Annotated in this window: 25 protein-coding genes; 14 read left to right on the forward strand and 11 right to left on the reverse strand. The window is 71.8% G+C overall.

Features of this window, described 5'->3' with window-relative positions:
- The first annotated feature begins 72 nt into the window (after nt 1-72).
- A complete protein-coding gene (locus U8525_RS30920) occupies nt 73-1,239 on the forward strand; it encodes a type II CAAX prenyl endopeptidase Rce1 family protein (RefSeq protein WP_374270304.1) in 1,167 nt (388 codons plus the stop codon).
- Nucleotides 1,240-1,278: 39 nt separating this feature from the next.
- Here U8525_RS30920 and U8525_RS30925 read toward each other — a convergent pair whose 3' ends face one another.
- The 3 genes from U8525_RS30925 to U8525_RS30935 form a co-directional block, all read right to left on the reverse strand.
- Nucleotides 1,279-1,494, reverse strand: coding sequence for a DUF5818 domain-containing protein (locus tag U8525_RS30925; RefSeq protein ID WP_374270305.1), 216 nt, complete (start codon nt 1,492-1,494; stop codon nt 1,279-1,281).
- Nucleotides 1,491-3,308 (reverse strand): S8 family serine peptidase, encoded by a 1,818-nt coding sequence (locus tag U8525_RS30930; RefSeq protein ID WP_374270306.1) that lies wholly within the window; start codon nt 3,306-3,308, stop codon nt 1,491-1,493. Before U8525_RS30930 ends, U8525_RS30925 begins: the two co-directional genes overlap by 4 nt.
- A 158-nt stretch (nt 3,309-3,466) precedes the next feature.
- Nucleotides 3,467-4,102, reverse strand: coding sequence for a serine aminopeptidase domain-containing protein (locus U8525_RS30935; RefSeq protein WP_374270307.1), 636 nt, complete (start codon nt 4,100-4,102; stop codon nt 3,467-3,469).
- 199 nt (nt 4,103-4,301) lie between these two features.
- Between U8525_RS30935 and U8525_RS30940 the strand changes: the two genes are divergently transcribed.
- Genes U8525_RS30940 through U8525_RS30950 form a run of 3 tightly spaced genes read left to right on the forward strand, consistent with a single transcriptional unit; the run spans nt 4,302 to nt 6,211 of the window.
- On the forward strand, nt 4,302-5,243 hold the full coding sequence (locus U8525_RS30940; protein ID WP_374270308.1) for a hypothetical protein: 942 nt from the start codon (nt 4,302-4,304) through the stop codon (nt 5,241-5,243).
- 36 nt (nt 5,244-5,279) lie between these two features.
- Complete coding sequence (locus U8525_RS30945) at nt 5,280-5,708, forward strand: hypothetical protein (protein WP_374270309.1); 429 nt, start codon at nt 5,280-5,282, stop codon at nt 5,706-5,708.
- Nucleotides 5,705-6,211: a hypothetical protein gene (locus U8525_RS30950; RefSeq protein WP_374270310.1), complete on the forward strand. Its 507-nt coding sequence runs from the start codon at nt 5,705-5,707 to the stop codon at nt 6,209-6,211. The genes U8525_RS30945 and U8525_RS30950 overlap by 4 nt, the downstream gene beginning before the upstream one ends.
- A 70-nt stretch (nt 6,212-6,281) precedes the next feature.
- On the opposite strand, the gene U8525_RS30955 is transcribed toward U8525_RS30950, so the two are convergent.
- The 3 genes from U8525_RS30955 to U8525_RS30965 are packed head-to-tail and all read right to left on the reverse strand — an operon-like array spanning nt 6,282 to nt 9,453.
- Nucleotides 6,282-7,478 carry a class I SAM-dependent rRNA methyltransferase gene (locus tag U8525_RS30955; protein ID WP_374270311.1) on the reverse strand — a complete coding sequence of 399 codons (1,197 nt, stop codon included), beginning with the start codon at nt 7,476-7,478 and terminating at the stop codon, nt 6,282-6,284.
- Entirely contained in the window at nt 7,475-8,290 is an 816-nt protein-coding gene (locus U8525_RS30960) for an HAD-IIB family hydrolase (protein ID WP_374270312.1), read from the reverse strand. Before U8525_RS30960 ends, U8525_RS30955 begins: the two co-directional genes overlap by 4 nt.
- Before the next feature lie 23 nt (nt 8,291-8,313).
- The gene (locus U8525_RS30965; protein WP_374270313.1) at nt 8,314-9,453 is read right to left on the reverse strand and encodes a hypothetical protein; all 1,140 of its coding nucleotides are present in this window, start codon (nt 9,451-9,453) and stop codon (nt 8,314-8,316) included.
- Between the two features lie 88 nt (nt 9,454-9,541).
- Here U8525_RS30965 and U8525_RS30970 point away from each other — a divergent pair, with 88 nt between their 5' ends.
- The 4 genes from U8525_RS30970 (at nt 9,542) to U8525_RS30985 (ending at nt 12,003) form a co-directional block, all read left to right on the forward strand.
- Nucleotides 9,542-10,483, forward strand: a complete 942-nt coding sequence (locus U8525_RS30970; protein ID WP_374270314.1) for a magnesium transporter CorA family protein — start codon at nt 9,542-9,544, stop codon at nt 10,481-10,483.
- 35 nt (nt 10,484-10,518) lie between these two features.
- Nucleotides 10,519-11,304, forward strand: coding sequence for an alpha/beta fold hydrolase (locus U8525_RS30975; protein WP_374270315.1), 786 nt, complete (start codon nt 10,519-10,521; stop codon nt 11,302-11,304).
- 36 nt (nt 11,305-11,340) lie between these two features.
- Complete coding sequence (locus tag U8525_RS30980) at nt 11,341-11,610, forward strand: peroxidase (RefSeq protein ID WP_374270316.1); 270 nt, start codon at nt 11,341-11,343, stop codon at nt 11,608-11,610.
- A 72-nt stretch (nt 11,611-11,682) separates the two neighbouring features.
- The gene (locus U8525_RS30985; RefSeq protein WP_374270318.1) at nt 11,683-12,003 is read left to right on the forward strand and encodes a carboxymuconolactone decarboxylase family protein; all 321 of its coding nucleotides are present in this window, start codon (nt 11,683-11,685) and stop codon (nt 12,001-12,003) included.
- A gap of 2 nt (nt 12,004-12,005) precedes the next feature.
- On the opposite strand, the gene U8525_RS30990 is transcribed toward U8525_RS30985, so the two are convergent.
- The 4 genes from U8525_RS30990 to U8525_RS31005 form a co-directional block, all read right to left on the reverse strand.
- Nucleotides 12,006-12,386: a hypothetical protein gene (locus U8525_RS30990; protein WP_374270319.1), complete on the reverse strand. Its 381-nt coding sequence runs from the start codon at nt 12,384-12,386 to the stop codon at nt 12,006-12,008.
- A 36-nt stretch (nt 12,387-12,422) separates the two neighbouring features.
- On the reverse strand, nt 12,423-13,430 hold the full coding sequence (locus U8525_RS30995) for a dipeptidase (protein WP_374270320.1): 1,008 nt from the start codon (nt 13,428-13,430) through the stop codon (nt 12,423-12,425).
- A gap of 64 nt (nt 13,431-13,494) precedes the next feature.
- Complete coding sequence (locus U8525_RS31000; protein ID WP_374270321.1) at nt 13,495-14,628, reverse strand: serine/threonine-protein kinase; 1,134 nt, start codon at nt 14,626-14,628, stop codon at nt 13,495-13,497.
- A gap of 223 nt (nt 14,629-14,851) precedes the next feature.
- Nucleotides 14,852-15,469 carry a hypothetical protein gene (locus tag U8525_RS31005; protein WP_374270322.1) on the reverse strand — a complete coding sequence of 206 codons (618 nt, stop codon included), beginning with the start codon at nt 15,467-15,469 and terminating at the stop codon, nt 14,852-14,854.
- A 336-nt stretch (nt 15,470-15,805) separates the two neighbouring features.
- Between U8525_RS31005 and thiS the strand changes: the two genes are divergently transcribed.
- Genes thiS through U8525_RS31035 form a run of 6 tightly spaced genes read left to right on the forward strand, consistent with a single transcriptional unit; the run spans nt 15,806 to nt 20,579 of the window.
- Complete coding sequence (thiS, locus tag U8525_RS31010; RefSeq protein ID WP_223645221.1) at nt 15,806-16,009, forward strand: sulfur carrier protein ThiS; 204 nt, start codon at nt 15,806-15,808, stop codon at nt 16,007-16,009.
- 26 nt (nt 16,010-16,035) lie between these two features.
- Nucleotides 16,036-16,821 (forward strand): thiazole synthase, encoded by a 786-nt coding sequence (locus U8525_RS31015; RefSeq protein WP_374270323.1) that lies wholly within the window; start codon nt 16,036-16,038, stop codon nt 16,819-16,821.
- A gap of 2 nt (nt 16,822-16,823) precedes the next feature.
- Nucleotides 16,824-17,432 (forward strand): thiamine phosphate synthase, encoded by a 609-nt coding sequence (locus U8525_RS31020; RefSeq protein ID WP_374270324.1) that lies wholly within the window; start codon nt 16,824-16,826, stop codon nt 17,430-17,432.
- Between the two features lie 28 nt (nt 17,433-17,460).
- Nucleotides 17,461-18,507, forward strand: a complete 1,047-nt coding sequence (locus tag U8525_RS31025; protein ID WP_374270325.1) for a hypothetical protein — start codon at nt 17,461-17,463, stop codon at nt 18,505-18,507.
- 6 nt (nt 18,508-18,513) lie between these two features.
- Nucleotides 18,514-19,398 (forward strand): DUF4129 domain-containing protein, encoded by an 885-nt coding sequence (locus U8525_RS31030; RefSeq protein WP_374270326.1) that lies wholly within the window; start codon nt 18,514-18,516, stop codon nt 19,396-19,398.
- Nucleotides 19,395-20,579 carry a DUF4350 domain-containing protein gene (locus U8525_RS31035; protein ID WP_374270327.1) on the forward strand — a complete coding sequence of 395 codons (1,185 nt, stop codon included), beginning with the start codon at nt 19,395-19,397 and terminating at the stop codon, nt 20,577-20,579. The genes U8525_RS31030 and U8525_RS31035 overlap by 4 nt, the downstream gene beginning before the upstream one ends.
- A gap of 72 nt (nt 20,580-20,651) precedes the next feature.
- Here the strand turns inward: U8525_RS31035 and exoP are convergent, their stop codons facing one another.
- Complete coding sequence (gene exoP / locus U8525_RS31040; protein WP_374270328.1) at nt 20,652-21,854, reverse strand: spore coat polysaccharide biosynthesis glycosyltransferase ExoP; 1,203 nt, start codon at nt 21,852-21,854, stop codon at nt 20,652-20,654.
- Between the last annotated feature and the right edge of the window lie 16 nt (nt 21,855-21,870).

A 21,870-nucleotide genomic window follows, 5' to 3' on the forward strand; every position in this document is an offset into this window, starting at 1 on the left:
CCTCCTCCCTCGAAGCGAACGCGGCACCCCACCCCTCTTCCGTCAGGCGGAGCGGGGCCAGGAGACGACACGGTGGACGAAGCCCCCTCTTCCAGCGACCCGCGGCCGGCGGAGGCCCCCGCGCCGCTGTCGCCACCCCACCCCGTGCTCTCCGCGGCCCTGGCCTTTGGCCTCTTCGTGACGCTGGGCGCGGTCGTCCAGCTGCTCAACCCCGCGTTCGGGGTGTGGTTCACGGAGGTGTTCATCTTCCTGGGCCTCGCGTGGATCATGCTGCGCCGCTCGGGCTACCGGCCCGCCGCGTACGTGGGCCTCACGCCGTTCCCGAGCCTCCCCACCCTGTTCGGCTTCCTGCTGGGCATGGCGAACTTCGTCGCCGTGGTGGTGCCCGTGCAGTTCCTCGCGCAGAAGGTGGCGCCGTCGTGGCTGCGGGAGATGTTCGACGCCTCGCGCCTCTTCGAGGGGCAGTCCCCCGTGGAGCTGGCGCTGCTCCTGGGCGGCGTGTCCGTGGCCGCGCCGCTGTGCGAGGAGTTCTTCTTCCGCGGCCTCTTCCAGCGCGCCCTGACGCCGCCGGCCCCGGCCTCCCCCTGGCGCGCGCTGCTCATCGCGTCCGTGGTGTTCAGCGCGTTCCACCTGGACCCTGTGGGATTCCTCGCCCGCGCGGAGCTGGGGCTGCTGTTCGGCTGGCTCTTCCTGCGCACCGGCTCGCTCTGGCCGGGCATCGCGGCGCACGCGGCGAACAACATCGTGTCGTCGGCGCTGTTCCTCATCGCCACGCACTCGGGCCTGGGGAACGAAGGGGCCTCGGACGACGTGACGGACTGGCGCGCGGTGGTGGGACTGGCGCTGTTCGGCGGGTCCGCGCTGCTGGGCCTGCGCGCCGCGTCCCGGCACTTCCCGGCCGTGTGGGGGCGCGGCACGCCGCCGGGCGACGAAGAGGTGCGCGCCACGAAGCCCGTGCCCCTCTTCGCGCTGCAGCTGCTGCCCTGGGTGGCGGCGGCCACGCTGTCGCTGGTGGGGCTGGGCCTCGTGGACGGGCGTGGCGTGTCCCTGAGCGTCTACGACGTCCAGCACCCGGTGGAGCCGCTGGGCAAGAACGCGGACCCGGCGCTCCAGGCGGAGCGCAAGGCCCTGCGGCAGCTCCGCAACGCCGTGCGCCGGGGCGAGGCGCCCATGGAGGCCTACGAAGAAGAGCGGCTCCGGCAGTCGGAGGCCCCCAAGAAGGGAAGGCCCCGCCACTGAGCGCAGGGCCGCCCCTTCACTCCAGCGCCGGACGTCGCTTCAGTCCGCCTTGTACGACGTGATGTTGAACACCGGCCCCACCATGGCGGCGGTGACGGCGTCGCGCTGGATGCTGCCCTCGGCCGTGATTCGCTGACCGTCCTTCTTGATCTTCCGGTCACCGCCCGCCAGCTGGTACGTCCGGCCATCGTCGGCCTTCAGCACCCAGACGCCGCCCTCCAGGTCCTGGTACCGCACCGTGCCGGAGAGCTTCATGCCTCCTCCCGATTGAGCATCGCGCGGGCGATGACGAGGCACACCACCGTGTTGAAGCCCAGCCACGGCTTCGCCAGGAAGGTGAAGGGCAGCCACGCCAGCGCCGGAGCCCCCACCCACGCCGCGTAGGCCAGGAAGCCCGCGAACCCCAGCGCCAGGCCGCCCACCGCCGGGCGGAAGCCCCGCCACGTGATGGCCGGCAGCGACAGCACCAGGGGGATGAGCGCGCTGTAGAACAGCGGGTTCACCGTGTTCCGGCCGAAGATGATGCGCTGCCAGTCCGGGATGGGCAGCGACGCCACGCTCACCACGTCCTGGGCCGGGCCCGCCGCGCCCGCGAACCAGGTGCGCAGGAAGAAGAAGCCCACCGTGGAGAGCACCAGCGGCACCAGGAACGCCGGGCGGAAGAGCACGTTGAGGTAGCCGGGGCGCTCGCGGCCGCGCAGCGTGAGCAGCACCCCCGCGAGCAGCACCGCGGCCCAGCCCAGCGGCGGCCAGCGCGGACCAGCGCCCTTGTTGAAGGCCTGCAGCGACGCGTTGGCGTTGAGCACGCCGTGGCCGTACTCCTCCGACCAGGCCTGGTTCTCCGTCGCCTTCGCGCCGGCGTAGAGCGCCTGCTCCACCTCGTCCGGCGTCGTGGCGCCCGCGCCGTAGAGCATCGCGGCGACCGCGGCCACGTGCGGCGCGGCCATGCTGGTGCCCTGGTACCAGGCGTAGACGGAGCGCGACGGGTCTCGCGGGTCGATGGTGTTCTGGAGGATGCCGCCCGCCTCGCCCTGGCTCTTGTCACCACCGGGCGCCGCGATGTCCAGCTCCTTGCCGTAGGACGAGTATGGCGCGCGCGCGCCGGACGGCCCCACCGCGCTCACCGCCACCGCGCCCGGGTACGCCGCGGGGAACTCCACCCGGCCGTGGCCGGTGTTGCCCGCCGCGGCCACCACGGTGACGCCCTTCTTGCGCGCGTAGTCCACCGCGCTGGCCATGACCTGCGAGTACAGGCCGCCGCCCAGCGACATGTTGATGACCTTCGCGTCGTGGTCCGCCGCGAAGCGGATGGCGTCCGCGATGTCCGCCGTGGTGCCGCTGCCGAAGTGGTTCAGCACCTTGAGCGGCATCAGCGTCGCGTCGAAGGCCACGCCCGCCACGCCCTCGCCGTTGTTGGTGGCCTGCGCGATGGTGCCCGCCACGTGCGTGCCGTGGCCGTGGTCGTCGTTGGCGTGCTCGTCGTCGTTGACGAAGTCATAGCCCTTCACGAACGACACGCCCTTCAGGTCCGGCACCTGCTTGAAGTCGTCGTAGTCCTCGTAGGCGATGCCCGTGTCGATGACCGCCACCACCACGCCCTTGCCCCGGTTGCCGTCCCAGGCCTTCGGCATGTCGATCATCCGGAGGTTCCACTGGGACTCGAACTGGGGGTCGTTCGGCGTGTAGCTGGTGCGCACCTGCATGAGCGGCTCGGCGGACTCCACCGCCGGGTTCTGCCGGATGCGCTGGAGCACGGACTCCACGTCGTTCACGCCCACCGCCAGCGTGACGCCCGTGCGGGGGCCCTCCACGGAGTTGAACTCCAGGTCCACGCCCCACTCCTGCTCCCAGGCGTCGAACTGCTCCTTGGTGGTGCCGTCCTTGAAGTCCACCACGATGGCGCCGGACACCACGTCGTCCGAGCCCTCCGCCACCGCCTGGGCCACCTCCGCCTCCGCGGCCGCCAGGTCCTGCCCGGCCGGGGCCTCCGGCTCCCGCGACGCGGAAGCGCACGCCGAGGCCGACAGGGCCAGCGCCGCGAGAACCACGTTCCATCGCCTCATCCGCATCGGGACACTCCTTGAACGAAGACGCCTCGAAGACCCACTACGAACGCACGGCGGGACGATTGGGTCTGCGCTTTCAGTCTGTCCGCCCCCTGGCCGGCCGTGCAAGGCGCGGGGGATGAAGAAAGGTGAAGAAGTCCAACGGTTTGCATGCCACCGACCTACCCGCCCGACAGGCGCTGGAGCCACGCCGCCGTCGCCCGCCCCACCTGGGGAAGGTTGCGATGGAAGGTGGGCCCGGCATCGTCGATGACCTCTAAATCGCCCCCGGCCTCCGCGACAGCGGCGGCCAGCGCCGCCCGGGGCACTCGCGCGTCCTCCGCCCCCAAGATCACCAGCAGCGGACACGACAGTCGCATGAGTGACAGCGGGTCCACATCCGGCGCCACCAGACACAGTCCGCCCACCGCCGGGTGCCGCTCCTGGAGCGCCAGCGCCACCCGGGCCCCCCCGTACAGGGACGCCACCGCGAGCGCCGCCGTCCCCGCGTTCTCCAGCGCCACCCGCATCGCGGCCTCCGCGTCCTCCACCAGCGCCCCGCCGGTGCCTCGGGCGCCCTGGCTGGCCCCCACGCCCCGGTGGTTGAAGCGCAGGGTGGGGAAGCCCGCCCGCGCCACCGCGAAGGCCACCTCCGCCGCCACGACGTGATCCATCCCGCCCCCCTCCTCCGGCCGGGGCGGCAGGATGAGCAGCGGCGGCGAGCGCGTCCCCCGGTGCACCGTGCCCTCCATCACCGTGCCGCCCGCCCCCACCGGGATGAGCGTGGAGCGCTCCAGGAACTGACCTTTCTGGACCATGCCCCCACCTTAACCGCCCCCCGGGTGACGCCCGGGCCGGATTCCCTCCGCCGTCCCCCGCCGGACTTCCGGTGTCGCGGCGCGTTACGCACATTCCGTGACCCGCTCGCAACTTTTCGGCGCCTTGGGGGAGAATGGATCAACGCAGCACGCTTTCCCCCTCCCTTCAAAAATCCGCACACCGCAGGAGCCTCAAGCCATGGGAACCATCGGGCGCACCTCCAACAACACCATCGCGCGCACCACCACGACCACGGGGACGGCCGGCGCGGCCCCCGCGGCCAAGCCGGCCGCCGCCGCCACTGCGAAGCCGGTCAACACCGTGAAGGACGGCTTCGACGCGAAGGCGACGAACAGCGCGGTGCGCACCGCGGCCCCCACGGGCGTGTTCACCGCTCCGGCGGGCGCGAAGGACAAGGCCTATGACGGCAAGATCGTCGGCAAGGGCGGTCAGGCCTTCGACGCCAGCACCCCGCTGAGCCAGATCCCGGCCTACGAGCCCAAGGGCGGCGTGAAGGAGCCGGGCACCATCATCTACGTGAACGGCATGATGACGGACAAGGCGGGCCAGGAGGCCACGCTGCAGGCCATCGCGGACAAGACGGGCCAGAAGACCATCGGCATCCACAACTCCACCGAGGGCTTCTTCAAGGACCTGGGCCAGTGCGTCACGGACAAGCTGGACAAGGGCAAGAACCCGGCCGTGGACACGCTGGCGGACTCGCTCTACACGGAGCTGAAGGCCGGCCGTGACGTGCACCTGATGGCGCACAGCCAGGGTGGCCTCATCACCAGCCGCGCGCTGAACGACGTGGCCAAGCGGCTGCGCATCGAAGACGGGCTGTCCCCCGCGCAGGTCCAGGAGAAGCTGGGCAAGGTCTCCGTGGAGACCTTCGGCGCGGCGGCGGCGACCTACCCGGACGGCCCCAAGTACGTCCACTACGTCAACGACAAGGACCCCGTCCCCGGCCTCTTCGGCCTGGGCACCAGCGGCAAGAGCCCCCTGGACCTGCTGAAGCACGCCGGCAAGGACGCGAAGATCCGCTACTTCTCCGAGAAGAGCATCTTCTCCGGCGCGCACAACATCAACGACACGTACCTCAACCAGCGCATCCCGTTCGACCAGGCGCGCGCCGGCTAGTTCTCATCCAGGGTCGGGACTGGTATGACTGCACGTATGACGCTCGAAGATGCCCAGCGACTGGTGCAGTCATTCATCCAGGCCCACGGAGGCGATGCACAGGCCTCCGGGCTGAACGCGAAGGGATTTGGCGGCGCCGCGCTCGGCGAAGCCCAGGTCTACTTCGAGCATGTGAAGGAGACGGGGGCGCTGAAGTGCAGCGCCCTCATCTACCGCTTCCGCGACGCGCCCCGGCCGGGCGTCATCGACGGTTTCCGTGACGAGGAGAAGAAGGGCACGGACACCGGCGGCGGCAAGGTGGACTACGAGACCGAGAACAAGAGCCTCTTCCTGAGCCGCACCTACGGCGTGCTGCCGGCGGCGCAGCAGTTCAAGGAAGACGTGGACCGGCTCGTGGAAGCCAGCCTCGTGTGGGGCGACGAGGTGTTCAACCGCGTCGCGGACCGCGTCATCCCCGCGAAGTGATCAGCTCCTTCTCCAGCAAGATCCAGTGGCTGCTGTCCTCCATGGGCCTGGCGCGTCCCGCGCCGCCCGCGGGTGGGCCGATGACGCGCGACGCGGCCCGGCAGCTGGTGAAGTGGTACCTCCAGACCCAGGGCGCTGGCGTCTCCGAGGGCCTCAACGAGCTGGGCCTGGGCGGCATGATGAACGGCGAGGGCCAGTACGCCTTCGAGCACGTCGAGTCCCCGCCTTCGCTCAAGTGCAGCGCCCTCATCTACCGGTTCCGGGAGCCGCCCAAGCCCGGCATCATCGAGGGCTTCCGGCAGCAGCAGGAGGAAGGCACGGACACCGGCGGCGGCAACGTGGACTTCGAGCCCGACACCGGCAACCTCTTCCTGACCCGCACCTATGAGGTCGTGCCGGACGGCCGCGAGTTCACCCGCGACCTGGACCGGCTGGGCAAGGCCAGCGTCGTCTGGGGCAAGGACGTGCTGGACCGCGTGGCCCACAAGGTCTTCGGGACCTGAGCGTTCCGGGCCCTTCGAGGGGCGCGCCCCATGCCCCACGACAGGCGCGCCCCCAGGCCGGACGCGCCCGCTACACCGACTGCATCACGTAGAACTTGAGGTACTTCCCTTCCGGGAACTGCAGGCGCACGGGGTGGTCCGGCGGCTGGTAGCGCTCCTCCACCAGCGCCAGGTCCACGCCGGCCTTGAAGCCCGCCTCGCGCACGGCGCCCATGAACATGTCCCCGGTCACGCGCGCGGAGCACGACGCCGTGGCCAGCAGGCCGCCGGGACGCAGGAGCGCCAGGGCCTGCCGGTTGAGGGACGCGTAGCCGTCCACGGCCGCCTCCACCGCGCGCTGGCTCTTCGCGAAGGCGGGCGGGTCCAGGATGATGAGGTCGAAGGTGCGGCCCTCCTCCTTGAACGACTGGATGAGCGCGAACACGTCCGCCGCCAGGAAGTCGTGCCTGGCCGCGGGCAGCCCGTTGCGCGTGAAGTTCTCCCGCGCAAGGGCGATGGCCTCCGGGTCCTGATCCACGGAGAAGACGCTGTTGGCGCCGCCCAGCGCCGCGTTCACGGAGAAGCCGCCGCTGAAGCTGAAGCAGTTGAGCACGTCCCTCCCCTGCCCCAGGCGGCGGATGAGGAAGCGGTTCTCGCGCTGGTCCAGGAAGAAGCCCGTCTTCTGCCCCTTCCACGCGTCCACCAGGAAGATGGCGCCACGCTCGCGGATGGGGATGAGCTCCGGGGCCTCCTCGCCCCACAGCATCTTCCCGCTGCCGCGCCCGTCGTCCTCCTCCACGTCGTCGCGCCCCACCTCGTCGCGGCCGAGGATTCCCTTGAGGCCCGGGACGCCCGCCTTCAGCGCCTCCACGAGGAGGGGCCGGTAGGGGGTGAGGCCCGCGGAGTACAGCTTCATCACCGCCCAGCCCGCGTACAGGTCCACCACCACGCCGGGCAGGCCATCCCCCTCGCCGTGGATGAGGCGGTAGCTGTCCGTGTCCTTCAGGTCGATGAGCGCCGTGCGCGCGGCCAGGGCGCGCTGCACGCGCTGGGTGATGAAGCGCGCGTCCACCGTCTCGCGCGAGTCCCGCGTGAGCACGCGCACCGCGATGGCCGAGTGCGGGTCGTAGTACCCGCGCGCGACGAACTTCCCGTTCTCCGTCAGGTCCACCACGCTGCCAGGCGGAATCCGCGGCATGTGCTCCAGGGCCTTGCGGAACACCCACGGGTGCCCCGCGCGCAGGTGACGCCCCAGGCCCCGGGCCAGCTCCAGCTTCACGACATTCACGTTGCGACTCCTCGACTGCGGACCGTCCGGCGGCGGGCGAGGAGGGCGCGAGCCAGCTCCTCGAAGCCCCGCCCCTCGGGCGCCCGGGTGATGAAGGCCGGCGGCGCGTCGATGCGATCCAGCACCGCGCGCACGTTGGCCACGCCCACGCCCAGCTTGAACGCCTGGAACATCGGAGCGTCGTTGAAAGAATCCCCCGCGTAGACATACCGCCCGTCCGCGGGGTCCAGCTCCTCGCCCCACGCCACCTTCGCGAAGCGGCGCGACGCGGAGAGCTTGTCGAAGCGGCCCAGCCAGCAGTTGACGTGCACCGACGAGCGCACCGCCGTCACGCCCCGCGCCCGCAGCAGCGACTCGATGCGGGAGGCCCCCTCGTCGCCCAGCCGGACCTCCTCGTTGTAGTCCACCGCCAGGTCCACCTCCGTGTAGCGGCTGTCCACGGACAGCCGCGCGCCGGGCACCTGGGCGAGCACGCGCTGGACCTCCCGCTCCAGGCGCTGGCGGTGGGCCGCGCGCTGGGTGGGCGGCTCCAGGTACACCTTCCGCAGCGCCCCCTTCGCGCCCTTGTGGAAGAACAGCCCGCCGTTCTCCACGATGACGCCGTCCACGGGGAGCTGCCGGGCCCAGGCCTCGCCCCACCCCGCCGGACGGCCGCTCACCAGCACCACGCGCAGGCCGGACGCCGTGAGCCGCTCCAGGGCCCTCACCGTCTCGCTGCGCAGCTTGTGGCCCGTCGTCAGCGTGCCGTCCACGTCGGTGAAGACGCCCCGCACGCCGGACAGGTCCGCCTGCCGCAGGGGACGCGGCGCCACGGCCTTCGCTCTCTTTACGACGGTCACATCACATCCAGTTGCGCGAGCTGGGACTGGAAGGACTCGATGGTGGAGAGCAGCTCCGAGCCGGTGAGCGTGGCGAGCTTCAGCTTGCGCGCCTTGCGCAGGAACGCGTCCAGGGTGGGGTCCCGGCCGTAGAGCGACTGCGCGCTGGCCGCGGCCTCCGCCAGCGCCTTGGCGGACGCGACCGGGTCCTTCGCCGACTGGGCCAGCGCGCGCTCCAGGCGCACGCCGCACGCGGCCCACACCTCGCGGTCGTGGAGGATGAGCAGCTGGCGCTGGTTCACCGCGGACAGGCCGCGCACCAGCTCGTCCAGCGCCTCCGTCAAGGTGAGCAGCGCCTGCTTCTCCGGGGCGTCCTGGAGCGCGAGCGCGCCCACCTCCGCGCGCGCCTCCACGATGTGGCGCTTGTCCTGCGCGCGCAGGTTCCGGTACGCGGCGGTGCGGCCGAAGGCGTCCAGCTCCGTCTGGAGCTGCTGCGCGTTCCACAGCACCTCCTCCGGCTTCGCGTCGCGCACCTTGTTGAGCCGCGCCGCGACGATGCGCGACAGGTCGGACGTGATGGCGCGCACCGTGACGGCCGCCTTCACCTCCGCCTCGTAGCCGGGCACCACCTGGGCGCGCGAGACCTCGCCGAAGGTGCTCGCCGACTCGAAGACGAGCTGGCTCATCTGTTCGCGGTAGTCGGACCGGAAACGTTGGATTTCCGCCAACAGCTGCCAGCGGTCGCTCACCACGGACGGGTTGCGCATGGCCTCGCCCAGCTGGGTGACGCTCTGGGCCAGCCGCACCATCCCCTCCTGGAGCATGGCGGGCACGTCCCCGGCGCCCTTGCGGGAACCGGGTGGCGGCGTGCCGGGGAACTGCTCGCGGATGACGTTGAGCAGCCCGTTGACGTCCATCACCGTGTCTCGGATGACGGGCGCCATCTCCTCCCACAGCGACAGGTCGGGGCTGGCGTCGACGACGGGCGTCTCGTACTTCACCAGGTCCAGGTCGCTCAGCCGGGAGATGGCCTGGGCCGCGGCGAGGTACACCGCGCGCAGCCGCGCGGCGAAGGCGCGGTCGGGCAGCGACTGGAGGATTTGTTCGAGCCTCGGGGTCAGGGAGGCCGGTGGGGGATTCTCGGCGGCAGCGGACACGTTGCCCCCACTCTACCGCTCGACATCGCGTCCGGGGAGTTCTAGCAAGCGTCCCGGGCCCGTCTGTCGGGCCGGGGAGTCCACGGAAATGATCCAGGTCTGTCTGTGGGAGGACGGCAGGGCTGTCTCGGGGGGCGAGGAGCTGCTCGACCGGCCGGGGCCCAAGTGGATCGACGTGCTGGAGCCGGACGCGGAGGTGATGGGCCGGCTGGCCGAGCGCTTCCAGCTCCACCGCCTGGCGGTGGAGGACTGCCTGCACCTGGACCAGCGGCCCAAGCTGGAGGAGTACCCGCACCACCAGTTCATCGTGCTGCAGGGCTTCAGCTGCGGGCCGGACGTCACCGACCTCACGCTCCACGAACAGCACTTCTTCCTCGCGCAGGACTGGCTCATCAGCGTGCACGCGCTGCGGCTGCCGAGCCATGACGCCGTCCAGCGGCGCGTGAGGGACGACCCCGCGGGCACGCTGGGCCGGGGCGTGGACGTCATCCTCTACCTGCTCGCGGACGCGCTCGTGGACGCGCAGTTCCCCATCATGGACGACTTCGGCGACCAGCTGGACGACCTGGAGGACGCCATCTTCGCGGGGCCGGAGCCGGAGCACCTCCAGCGCATCTTCGCGCTCAAGCGCGCGCTGGTGACGCTGCGCCGCGTGCTGTCCCCGCAGCGGGACGTGGTGGGCATGCTGTCGCGCCGGGGCATCCCGCAAATCCAGGAGAAGACGACGCTGTACTTCCGCGACGTCTATGACCACCTGGTCCGGCTGTACGAGCAGATCGACTCCAGCCGCGACGTCGTGGGCAACGCGATGGACGGCTACCTGTCCATGGTGGCCAACCGCACCAACGACATCAGCAAGCAGCTCACCATCTTCGCCACCCTCTTCCTGCCCCTGTCCTTCATCGTGGGGTTCTTCGGGCAGAACTTCGAACAGTTGACGGGACGGGGCTGGTACCTGGCCATGTGGGTGACCATGGTGGGCTTCCCGCTGGGGCTCGTCGGCTGGTTCAAGTACAAGAAGTGGATCTGACGCCGCACCCCGCGACGGGCCGCGAGGAGGCACGCATGCTGACGGTCGCCGTGGATGGGATTCCGCTGCACTACCGGGACGTGGGCCAGGGGCTGCCGGTGCTCCTGCTGCACGCCTTCCCGCTGGATGGCTCCGCGTTCGACCGGCAGGTGTCCGCGCTGGCCGGGCGCTACCGCTTCCTCGTGCCGGACCTGCGCGGCTTCGGGCAGAGCCGGCTGGGCGAAGGCCCCACGGAGATGCGCAGGCTGGCGCAGGACGCGCTCGCGCTGCTGGACGCGCTGGACATCGACTCCGCGGTGGTGGGCGGCGTGTCCATGGGCGGCTACGCGGCGCTGGCGCTCCTGCGCGAGGACGCGGGCCGGGTGCGCGGGCTGGTGCTCTCCGACACGCAGTGCACCGCGGATGACGCCGCCGGGAAGGACCGGCGCGAGGCCACCGCGCGGCAGGCGCTGGAGGAGGGCTCGGCGGCCGTCATCCAGGGGCTGGTGCCCAGGCTGGTGCACGCGGGGCCGGAGTCCCCGGTGGGTCGCGAGGTGACGAAGCTGGGGCTGTCCGCGTCGCCGGAGGCCATCGCCGCCGCGCAGCGGGGCATGGCGCTGCGGCTGGACAGCAAGGACCTGCTCGCGCGCTACGCGGGCCCCGCCCTGGTCGTGGTGGGCGAGCACGACACCGTGACGCCCCTGGCGAAGGCCAGGCAGATGGCGGACCTGGTGAAGGGCGCGCGGCTGGAGGTCATCCCCGGCGCGGCGCACCTGCCCAACCAGGAGCAGCCGGAGGCCTTCAACACGGCGCTGGACAGCTTCCTCGCGTCGCTGGCCTGATGGGGCCCCTGCCGTCCCTCCGCCAGGAAGTGCGCGATGAAGAAGCCCCCCGCTCCGGAAAGCATGTACCTGCCCGACGTCGAGTCGCACGACTCGGACGGGCACTACGGGAAGCTGATCGCCATGGCGCGGGCCGGGGGCATGACGCCGCCGGGCATCTGGCACCTGTTCGCGTTCAAGCCGCGCATGACGGACGCGCTGTCCGCCTTCACCCACGAGGTGATGCGCGGCCCGTCGCCGCTGTCCGCCGGCCTGCGAGAGCTCATCGCCGCGTACACGTCGCGGCGCAACGCCTGCGTGTTTTGAACGGGCTCCCACGCCGCGGTCGCGGCGGAACTGCTGGGCAGCGCGGAGCACGTCCAGGCGGTGCTGGACGACGTGAGGACGGCCCCCATCCCGGAGGCCGAGAAGGCGTTGTTCGCCTTCGTGGACCAGCTCAACGACGCGCCCGGAGACGTGCGCCGCGAGGACGTGGAGCGCCTGAAGGCGGCCGGCTGGTCGGACGAGGCCGTCTACGACGCCGTCTCCGTCTGCGCCCTCTTCAACTTCTACAACCGGTGGATTGACGGCACCGGCGTCCAGGGCCTGTCACCGGCCATGTACGCGCGATCCGGGAAGCGCATGGCCGCGGGGGGCTACCTGCCCGCACCGCCGCCGGGTGCTCCACCCGGGTCCTCCGGAGAAGACCCGGAGCGCTGACGTCACGGCTGGCAGACGGCCTGGTTGTCCTGCACGGCGCAGGAGGCGCAGTCCGCCGTCTTCACCAGCACGCCCTGCTGGCACGTGAGGAGCGCGCGCCCGTTCGGGCTGCACACGCCCTTGCCCTCCGCGTCCACGGCGCAGCCGTCGTTCTCCTGGTTGAGGGAGGTGTCGCAGCGCACGCTGTCCGCCAGCTCCCGGCAGCCCAGCGGCCCGCGGCACGCCAGCGGGCGCCAGCTGCCGTTGCGGCACTCCAGGGCCTGCGCGTCGTCCTGGCACACGTAGTCGCCGCCATCACACGAGTCGCCCGAGCTCGGCCCGCCACAGCCGGGAAGGAGGAGGAAGCCGACGAGGGACAGGAGCGCGAGGGGGAGACGGTTCATGGGTGCCGGCGACTCTTTTCGACCGGTTTTTCGCTGTCAACCGCCACCGAGCGTCTCGCGGAAGTAACGCCGGAAGTTGCCACCCATCACACGTTCCACCCACGCCTCCGGGTGTCGTTTGAGCAAGGCCTCCGTGAGGCGGGGCAGGTCCGTCACGTCCCGCATGCCCCGGGGCAGCGCCACCATGCCGTCGTAGTCCGAGCCCACGCCCACGCCCTCCTCCCCCATGACCTCCACCGCGTGCTCCACGTGGCGGACCACGTCGTCCCACGTGTCGCCGCCCAGGTACACCGGCGCCAGGATGATGCCCACCACCCCGCCGCGCCGGGCAATCGTGCGCAGCGCCTCGTCGGACAGGTTGCGCCAGCCGCCGCCCGCGGCGCGCACGCCGGTGTGCGAGCAGAAGTAGCGCACCGTGGGGTGCGCGAAGAGGTCCGAGAGCGTCTGCTCGGAGGCGTGCGCCACGTCCACGCTCATCCCCAGGCGGGCCATCTCCTCCATCACCTGGTGGCCCAGCGGCGTCAGCCCCCGGTTGCCCATCATGGGAAAGGACGAACCGCCCAGGTCGTTGTTGGACAGGTGCGTGAGCCCCATGAAGCGCACGCCACGCCGGTGCAGCTCCGCGAGCCGCTCCACCCGGCCTTCAATAGCGTGCCCGCCCTCCACGCCCAGCACCGCCGACAGCCGCCCGTTCGCGAGGTTGTCCTCCAGCCCCGCCCCGGTGGTGGCGACGCGCGCGGTGTCCCCGGAGCGGGCGCAGAAGGCGTCCAGCCTTTCAATCTGCCAGAGCGCGCGCGTCCACTCGCTGCCGCGCGCCTCGGGGGGCCACCTGCGCCACGCGGCGAACAGCGGGAAGCCGCCAATGAACGGGAAGCCCCGGGTCACCAGCGTGAAGCACTGGAGCTTCACCCCCGCCTCGCGCAGGCGGGGGAAGTCCACGTGCCCCTCCGTCGACCGCTCGCACAGGTCGCGGTTCCACATCAGCGAATCCGCGTGCCCGTCCGCGATGCACCACTGGCGGTGCAGCTCCTTCACGTCAGCCATGGCAGCAGTCTTCGCCACGGCCTCCGGCCATGACAAGCACCCCGCGCCGCCCGGCCGTCACGCCTCACGGCCACTCCGCGCCGTCGTCATCGCAGCCGTCCCAGAGGTCGTCCTCCAGCGGGAGCCCGGCTTCCACCTCCCCCGCGGGGCCCACGAGCGCGTCCGTGCGCACCTCCGCCACCTCGCGCAGCGCTTCGGGAGGCCCATAGGGCCGGCCCTCCGCGTTCAGCAGGTCCCGGAGCGCGTCCCGCAGCTGGGCGCCGGTCTGGAAGCGCAGGTCGCGGTCGCGCTGGAGCGCCCGCTTGAGCACGGCCCCCATGCCCGGTGACAGCCCCCGCGTGGCCTGCTCCACGTGGGCCGGCGTCAGGCACGCCATGCGCGCGGCCATCAGCGGCGCGGGGAGCCAGCTGGGCGTCTCCGCGCACAGCCCGCGCGTGCCGGGCACGGGCTGGGCCTGCTGCGCGGCGCGCTCCACGTCCTCCAGGTCCAGCAGGTGCAGGCCGGTGAGCAGCTCCAGCAGCACCATGCCCAGGGAGAACAGGTCCGCGCGGCCATCCAGCGGCTGCCCCTCCAGCGCCTCCGGCGAGGCATAGGCCACGTCCCCGCGCACGAGCCCCGGCTCCGTCACCACGCGCCCGGGCAGCCGCGACCACGCGAGCGCGAAGTCCGACAGCCGCACCCGCCCGTGCACGTCCACGCGCAGGGAGCGGGGGCTGATGTCGCGGTGGACCACGCCCACGGGCAGGCCGCGCGCGTCCTCCAGCGAGTGGGCATGATGGAGCGCGTCCGCCACCTCCGCGCCCACGTACGCGACGAACGCCTCCGAGAAGGGCCGCCGCCGCAGCGCCGCGAAGCTGGACAGCGTCTCCAGGCACGGCCCGTCCACGTACTCCGTCACCAGGTGGGGCGCGCCGTCGTGCACCCGCACCAGGTACACCGGCGCGATGGCCGGGTGGGACAGCCGCATGAGCAGCTTCACCTCTTCCCGCAGCCGCGCCCGCGCCACGTCATCCGTCACGTCCCGCAGGCGTTTGATCAACACCAGCCCGCCCGGCGTGCGCGCGTAGTGCCTGCGGGCGAGCAGCAGCTCCCCTCCTGCGCGCGACCCCAGGTAGCGCACCAGCTCATAGGACGTGGCCCCGGTGGTGAAGAGGATGAAGGGCCGGGATGCGGAAGACGCGGGGGGATGGGTGGCCATCGCGGTGACGCTCCTGAGGACGAGGAAGGGGCTTCCCGGGCGCGGGAAGGCATGAGGAATTCCTCACGCACGCGTCCTACCACCCGGGTCAGACATTCCCGTCCGACCCCACCAGGCAGCTCCCCGACAAAAAAGGAAACGGCCCCCACCGCGAGGGTGGGAGCCGCCGCCTTCAAGTATCTCCCCTGTCCGCGTGGGACGTCAGGCGCGGGAGGCGCGGGGATTACTTGTTCATCTTCTTCATCGGCGCCACCAGGGTGACGTCGCGGGCGACCATGTCCTTGCCGTCCATCACGTAGGAGGCGCGCACCTGCGCGCCCTCCTTGATGTCGTCCAGCTTCACCGCGCGGCTGGCGTTGTCCATCATCGCGGTCTTGTCGTTGGTCTTGAGCTTCAGCTCCTTGTTGGTGCTGTCCACCAGCGTCAGCGTGTCACCGGACTTGGACAGCACGCGGCCGTTGACGGTGGTGGCCGCCGCGGCGCTGGTGGTGCCGGCCATGCCGGAGCCGCCCTCGGCCAGTTCCTCGTTCCGGTTGGCCTGGGCCTCGGCCAGGTCCTGCTCCTCGTCGCGCACGTCCTCGTTGGCGCTGGCGATCTTCTCGTTCGCGTCCTGGCGCGCCTCCGCGATGTCCTCGTTGGCGTCCTGGCGTGCCTCCGCGATGTCCTCGTTGGCGTTCTGCTGCGCCGAGGCCATCTCCTTGCTCTCGTCCTGACGCGCCTCCGCCGTCTCCTGCGCGGCTTCCTGACGGGCCTCGGCGACGTCCTCGCGCTGCGCCTGGACGTCATCCTTCTTGCAGCCGGTGACCATCGTCAGCCCCGCCACCGCCGTGACCGCAATCATGAGCTTCCGCATGTGTGACCGCCCCCTGTGAGTGTGTTCTGGATGCCGGAGGAATTGTTCCCCGGCGTTGGGCAGAAACTGGTCGCTCCCCCCGCCCCTGCACAGCGCTTGTCAGCGGCCGGAGGCATGCACAGGGGCGCCGCGCACAAGAGGGAGGCCCTGCCCCCCTGCCTGCTGGGGTGGCGGAACAAAACGCATCCGAGCGCGAAAAATCCGTTCCGGCGCGCTGAAGCAGGGCTGTTGCGGTGGGGAGGCTGTGCGTTGACAGGGCAGAACCGCCCCTGTACTGGCACCGGCGGGTCCCGTCCGCAGGGGGCCGGAAGGAGCCGTGAGGCCGTGAACGTGTGGGTCAACGGAGAAGCCCGGACGCTGCCGGAGGGCAGCACCCTTTCGTCCCTGCTGGCGCTGCTGAACCTGGGCAGCGGCCCGGGGGTGGCGGTGGAGGTGAACGCGGAGGTGGTGCGCCGCGCCCGTCACGCCGAGCACCGGCTCCAGGACGGGGACCGGGTGGAGATCGTCACCTTCGTCGGTGGCGGGTGAGCGCAGGCACTGGAGAGGAGCGGGTCATGAGCGGCATCGCGGACAAGCCTTTCACGCTGGCGGGGGTGACGTTCTCCTCGCGGCTCATCGTCGGGACGGGGAAGTACCCCAGCCACGAGGTGATGAAGCAGTGCCACGAGGCGTCGGGCGCGGAGCTCGTCACGGTGGCGGTGCGGCGGTTGGACCTGAAGGCGACGGGCGAGGCGTCGCTGATGAACTGGATCGACCGCGGCAAGATGCGGCTCCTGCCCAACACGGCGCTCTGCTACACGGCCGAGGACGCGGTGCGCACGTGCCGGCTGGCCGAAGAGCTGGGCATGAGCAAGTGGGTGAAGCTGGAGGTGCTGGGCGACGAGAAGACGCTCTACCCGGACGTCGAGGAGACGGTGAAGGCGGCGCGCATCCTGGTGAAGGAGGGCTTCACGGTGCTGCCCTACACCAGCGACGACCCCATCACCGCGCGCAAGCTGGAGGACGTGGGCTGCGCGGCGGTGATGCCGCTGGCGGCGCCCATCGGCAGCGGGCTGGGCATCCGCAACCCGCACAACCTGCGGCTCATCCGCGAGGTGGTGAAGGTGCCGGTCATCGTGGACGCGGGCGTGGGCACGGCGTCCGACGCGGCCATCGCGATGGAGCTGGGCGTGGACGCGCTGCTGATGAACACCGCCATCGCCGGCGCGAAGGACCCGGTGCGCATGGCCGTGGCCATGAAGAAGGCCGTGGAGGCCGGCCGCGACGCGTTCCTGGCGGGCCGCATCCCGCGCAAGGCCTACGGCTCCGCGTCCAGCCCCCTTGAAGGGCTCGTGGAGTAGCGGTGCCCGCCCTGCCCCGCCTCGTGGTCATCACGGACTGGCGGCTGCCCCGGGCGCGGTTGTTGACCGCGCTGGAGCGGGCGCTGGAGGCGGGGCCGGACGTCGCCGTGCAGCACCGCCACCCGGAGGCCTCCGGGCGGTTGTTCCTGGAGGAAGCGCGGCTCCTGGCGGAGGTGTGCCGGGGCCGGACGCTGTTCGTGAACGGGAGGCTGGAGGTCGCGCTGCTCGTGGGCGCGCACCTGCACCTGCCCGCGTCGGGTCCCTCCCCCCGCGACGTGCGGCCGATCCTCCCCGCCGGCCGGTGGGTGAGCGTGGCGGTGCACGACGCACGCGAGGCGGAGGCCGCGGCGGGAGCGGACCTGGCGCTGGTGAGCCCCGTGTTCGCGCCCGGGTCCAAGCCCGGGGACACGCGCGACACGCTGGGGCCCCACGGGTTCCGAGGACTCGCCAAGCGGCTGCCCTGCCCGGCCCTGGCGCTGGGGGGCATGACGCCGGAGCGCGCCCGGGAGGTGCCAGGGGCCTGGGGCGCCGCGGTCATCTCCGCCGTGCTGGAGGCCGAGGATCCGCGCGAGGCGGCCCTGGCGCTGCTGGCCGCCTGCGCGCCCCCGTGAGCCCGAGGCGGCGCTATGCTGCGCGGCCGTGACGCCCTCCCCGACCTCCGTCGAGCTGCGCCCGCTCGCCACCGGAGAAATCATCGACCGCGCGGCGACGTTCTGGCGCGCGCACCTGAAGCCCCTGTTCGTGCTGTGCCTGGGGTTCGACCTGCTCAACTACATCGCGGTCAAGGCGTTCACCGTCGTGATGACGCGCACGGTGGGCGTGCTCCCCGGGCTCGGGAGCAAGGCCCCCGCGGGCGCGGACCCCACGCAGGCGCTGAGCCAGTCCGGTATCATGCTGGGGTTGATGATGGTGCTGTACGTGTTCCTGGTGTGGAACTTCTGGGTGGCCACCACGGCGGCGGCCCGGTACGTGGTGCCCGCGCAGCTGGGGGAGCCGGTGCGGCCCTCGGAGGGCCTGCGGCGGGCGGCGTCGCGCCTGGGCACGCTGACCGCGACGTACCTCCTGTCCATCCTGTGGTCCGTGGGCGTGACGCTGGTCCTGTGCCTGCCCGGGTCCCTCGTCATGGGACTGGGCGTGGTCGCGGCGGTCACCGGCAAGGGCTCGGGAGGCAGCACGGCGCTGAGCATCGCGTTGATCATCATCGGCGCCGTCGTGCTGGGCCTGGGCGCGCTGGCGGCGGTGCTCTGGTACTTCCTGCGCTTCATGCTCCTGCCCCCCGTGCTGGCCATGGAGGACGTGGGCGCGTGGGCGGCCTTCAAGCGCTCCGGGGCCCTGCTCAAGGGCCGCGTCGAGCCGGGCTTCATGGGCCGGGGTACGGTGCGCGCCATGATCCTGTCCACGGTGGTGGGCGGCATCCTCATCGCGGTGAGCCTGGTGTCGGGCCTGCCCGCGTGGATCGTCCGGCTCGCCTATGGCGGCGACCTGCTGGACCCGGCGTCCCAGGCGGCCATTCCCCAGGCGCTGCTCGTCCCCGCGGAGCTGTTGCAGGTGGTGGGGCAGTCCTTCTTCACGCCGCTGAGCTTCGTGGTGTCCGCGTTCTTCTACGTGGACATGCGCGTGCGCCGCGAGGGCCTGGACCTGGAGCGGCGGATCGCCACCGTGGAGCCGGTGACGCCGGCGCCCTGAGCTCCCGTGCCCGCCCTGCCCCTGCTCCTGCTGCTGACCGCCCTGCCCCCGTGCACGGACCGGGAGGCCGTGTCGCGCCGGCTCGAGGACACGGCGCGCTCGACCCCTGACGCGTTCAACGCGGAGGTGAACCGGCTGGTGGAGGCGCTGGACGGGGTGCCCCTGCCGCCCGGCTCCTCCGGGCAGACGGCGCCCGACCGGGCCCGGCAGCTCTCCGTCTACCTGGAGGCCGTGTGCGCGCTGGACGCGGAGCCGACGACGTCTCCCTCGGTGACGAGCGAGCCGGAGCGGCTGCGCGCCATCCTCGACCGGCCGGAGTTCGCGAGGGCCCGGCAGCGGAACAGCGACCTGCTGACGCGCCTCCTGCGCGAGCTGCAAAACTGGCTGGAGGGCCTCTTCGAGTCCCGAGGGGCGCAGGGCTTCGCGGTGGCCACGCGCGCGGTGATGCTGGGCGTGGCGCTGGCGGTGGTGTTGTTCGGCGTGCTGCGGGTCCGCTGGCGCCGGAGCCGCAAGGCCATCCCCGCGCAGGCGATGGAGGGCGAGGCCGCGCCCCTGCGGCTGGACACCCCCGGAGAGCACCTGGGCCGCGCGCGCACCGCGCTGGAGACGGAGGACGCGCGCGAGGCCATCCGCGAGGGCCTGCTCGGCCTGCTGTCCGCGCTGGAGCAGCGTCAGTTGGCGAGACCGGACCGCGTGAAGACGAACCGCGAGCTCGCCGCGGAGCTGCCCTCGCGAGGCGCGCCCGCGCGCGTGACGGGTGAAGTGGAGCGGCTGGTCGGCTGGTACGACCAGGCCTTCTATTCGCTGGAGCCCGTGTCGCGGGAGGCGGCCACCCGCTTCGTGGAGTCCGTGGAGCAGTTGCACGGGTCGCTCGCGGAGGGTCGGCCATGAGGAACGCGCGCGTCGCGGTCGTCCTGGGCCTGTTGATCGCCGTGGCGCTGGCGGTGGGCCTGGCCTCGCACGAGGCCCCGCCGGATTCCCCCGTGCCGTCCATCACGAACCCGGGGCCCCTGGGGCTCAAGGCCCTCTTCGTCTACTTGCAGGAGCGCGGACGGGACGTCAGCGCGCAGACGGCGTCCCTGGGCTCGATTCCCGCCGGCACGCGGACGCTGGTCATCGCGGCGCCGCAGGCCCAGCCCGTCACGAAGGAGGAGGTCGCCGCGCTGGAGCGCTTCGTCCGGGGGGGCGGCACGCTCGTGTACCTGTCTCCGCACGCGCTGGGCGAGCACCAGCCGGGCATGGAGGACTGGCTGCGCATCGTCTCCGGCGCCCTCCCCGGCACGAACCACCAGGGCCTGGCCTCAGAGTGGGTGGATCCCGCGGGAGTCACCGTGGACGTGTGGCTGCCCGCGGGCGCGCTGCGCGACCTGTCGCTCCTGCGCGTGGCCCGGGATCGGAGCCTGCGAATGGAGCACGAGGACGCGGTGCCGCTCGCGGGCCTGGGCGGCGCGGGCGTGCTGTGGCGCTGGGGGCTGGGCCAGGGTGAGGTCTACGTCGCCGCGGGCCCGGATCTCGCGGAGAACCGGCGGCTGGAGCTGCTCGACAACCTGCGCTTCTGGGATGCGCTCGCCGCGCGCGGGCCCCTGCGCTTCGACGAGCTCCACCACGCCGTCGTCACCCGCCCGCCCCTGTCCCGAGGCCTCTGGGTCTTCATCGCCCAGAGCCTCGCCGTGGGGCTCGTCTACGTCGTCTCCCGGGGCACGCGCTTCGGCGCGCCCCGGCCCTTGCGCGTGGAGCGCCACCGTTCGTCGCGCGAATACGTGCGCTCCCTGGGCTGGCTCATGCGCCGCGCGAAGGTGGAGGCGGAGCTGCTGCCGGAGCTCGACACGGGCCTGCGCCGCCTGATGCAGGAGCGCCTGGGCATCCCCCCGTCCCTGCCGGACGCGGAGGCCGCGCGCCTCCTGGAGGAGACCTGCGGCGTGCCCGCGCGCGACTACCTGGACGCGAAGGAGGACCTCCTGCGCACGAAGGCGCGCACGCCCATCCGCCCCGGGGACTACACCCGCCTCGCGCGCCGCTACGCCCTGCTGGAGCGCCGCGTGACGGGCCGCGCGGACGACCCGCGCGAATGACGGAGGCGCGGGCCTGAGCGCGCTCGCGCGCCCCGGACCCGCGCCCCCTTGTCGCCCGGTGCCGGACCGGACCTACAGCTTCTTGCCCGCCGCGAGCATCGCCTCCCCCACGTGCTGGCGGATCTCCGCGACGCGCGCCTCCCAGCTCTCGTGGAAGATCTTCTCCGCGCGCTCCCGGTTCGGGCCCGGGTTGTCCGCCAGCGCGGCGTTGACCTGCTTCACGTAGTCCTCGGGCGTGGTGGCGATGCGGCACAGGCCCACCTTGCGGACCTCCGGCAGGTCGGACGACACCACCGGCAGGCCGGACGCCAGGTACTCGCGCACCTTCAGCGGGTTGGAGTTGAGCGTCAGCTCGTTGATGACGAACGGGTTGAGCGCCACGTCGAACGCCTTGTTGTAGCCCGGCAGGTCCGCGTACGGCTTGCGCCCCAGCATGTGGATGTTGGGCACCGCGCGCAGCCGGCTGTCGTCGCAGTCCGGCGTCGTCTTGCCCACGATGACCACGGAGCCCTCCGGGTGCGCCTTCGCGCACGCGATGATGGCGTCCTGGTCAATCCAGTCCGCCACCAGCCCGAAGAAGCCGATGATGGGCCTGGGCAGCTTCGCGATGTCCTCTGGAATCCGCGTCGCCGGGTCGCACGCCTTCACGAAGTGCGAGAAGTCCGTGCCGTGGCGCACCAGCACCGTGCGCGCGTTGAGGCGCTTCTTGTTCTCATACAGGCGCTCCGCGGACGTAATGCACATGTCCGCGCGGCGCAGGAGCCGCTCCTCCAGCTCCGCGATGTGCTTGCCGTTGGTGTCGCCGAACGCGGAGAACTCGTCCACGCAGTGGTACACGACGAAGTCCTCGCCCAGCGTGCCGGACACCGGCGCGGACGCGGGCAGGAAGCTCCAGGAGATGGGCCGCTCGAACTTCAGCTGCTTCATCGCGCGCAGCACCTGGAGGCGCAGCAGGTGGCGGTTCGCCTGGCGCACCGCCTCCGCGCCGTAGAACGGGATCGCCAGCGGCGCGAGCACATGCAGGTTGGGCTCCACCTCACGGATGCCCTGGGTGAACGACTTCAGCTTCTTGATGATCCGCTGCGCGTCGTGCGCGTTCGCCCTGGGCGCGCGGTTGCCGATGCTGTTCACCCACAGCACGCGGTTGTCCCGGGAGAGGATCCGCATGATGTGGACCTTCGACAGCGGGTCCCCGTCCCAGTCGTTGGAGAACACCACCAGGTCCCGTCCGCGAAGGGCCCGCTTCGACAAGTCCATCTCTTCACTGCGCCGCATCGTCTTCTCCTGAAGT

Source organism: Corallococcus sp. RDP092CA (assembly GCF_041903675.1).
Taxonomy (GTDB): Bacteria; Myxococcota; Myxococcia; order Myxococcales; family Myxococcaceae; genus Corallococcus.

What these genes read in the sequence shown, in the direction of transcription:
- U8525_RS30925 (WP_374270305.1), bottom strand. Translation starts at nt 1,494, where the DNA reads ATGAAGCTCTCCGGCACGGTGCGGTACCAGGACCTGGAGGGCGGCGTC.
- U8525_RS30930 (WP_374270306.1), bottom strand. Translation starts at nt 3,308, where the DNA reads ATGCGGATGAGGCGATGGAACGTGGTTCTCGCGGCGCTGGCCCTGTCG.
- U8525_RS30935 (WP_374270307.1), bottom strand. Translation starts at nt 4,102, where the DNA reads ATGGTCCAGAAAGGTCAGTTCCTGGAGCGCTCCACGCTCATCCCGGTG.
- U8525_RS30940 (WP_374270308.1), top strand. Translation starts at nt 4,302, where the DNA reads ATGGGAACCATCGGGCGCACCTCCAACAACACCATCGCGCGCACCACC.
- U8525_RS30945 (WP_374270309.1), top strand. Translation starts at nt 5,280, where the DNA reads ATGACGCTCGAAGATGCCCAGCGACTGGTGCAGTCATTCATCCAGGCC.
- U8525_RS30970 (WP_374270314.1), top strand. Translation starts at nt 9,542, where the DNA reads ATGATCCAGGTCTGTCTGTGGGAGGACGGCAGGGCTGTCTCGGGGGGC.
- U8525_RS30975 (WP_374270315.1), top strand. Translation starts at nt 10,519, where the DNA reads ATGCTGACGGTCGCCGTGGATGGGATTCCGCTGCACTACCGGGACGTG.
- U8525_RS30980 (WP_374270316.1), top strand. Translation starts at nt 11,341, where the DNA reads ATGAAGAAGCCCCCCGCTCCGGAAAGCATGTACCTGCCCGACGTCGAG.
- U8525_RS30990 (WP_374270319.1), bottom strand. Translation starts at nt 12,386, where the DNA reads ATGAACCGTCTCCCCCTCGCGCTCCTGTCCCTCGTCGGCTTCCTCCTC.
- U8525_RS30995 (WP_374270320.1), bottom strand. Translation starts at nt 13,430, where the DNA reads ATGGCTGACGTGAAGGAGCTGCACCGCCAGTGGTGCATCGCGGACGGG.
- U8525_RS31000 (WP_374270321.1), bottom strand. Translation starts at nt 14,628, where the DNA reads ATGGCCACCCATCCCCCCGCGTCTTCCGCATCCCGGCCCTTCATCCTC.
- U8525_RS31005 (WP_374270322.1), bottom strand. Translation starts at nt 15,469, where the DNA reads ATGATTGCGGTCACGGCGGTGGCGGGGCTGACGATGGTCACCGGCTGC.
- U8525_RS31015 (WP_374270323.1), top strand. Translation starts at nt 16,036, where the DNA reads ATGAGCGGCATCGCGGACAAGCCTTTCACGCTGGCGGGGGTGACGTTC.
- U8525_RS31035 (WP_374270327.1), top strand. Translation starts at nt 19,395, where the DNA reads ATGAGGAACGCGCGCGTCGCGGTCGTCCTGGGCCTGTTGATCGCCGTG.
- exoP (WP_374270328.1), bottom strand. Translation starts at nt 21,854, where the DNA reads ATGCGGCGCAGTGAAGAGATGGACTTGTCGAAGCGGGCCCTTCGCGGA.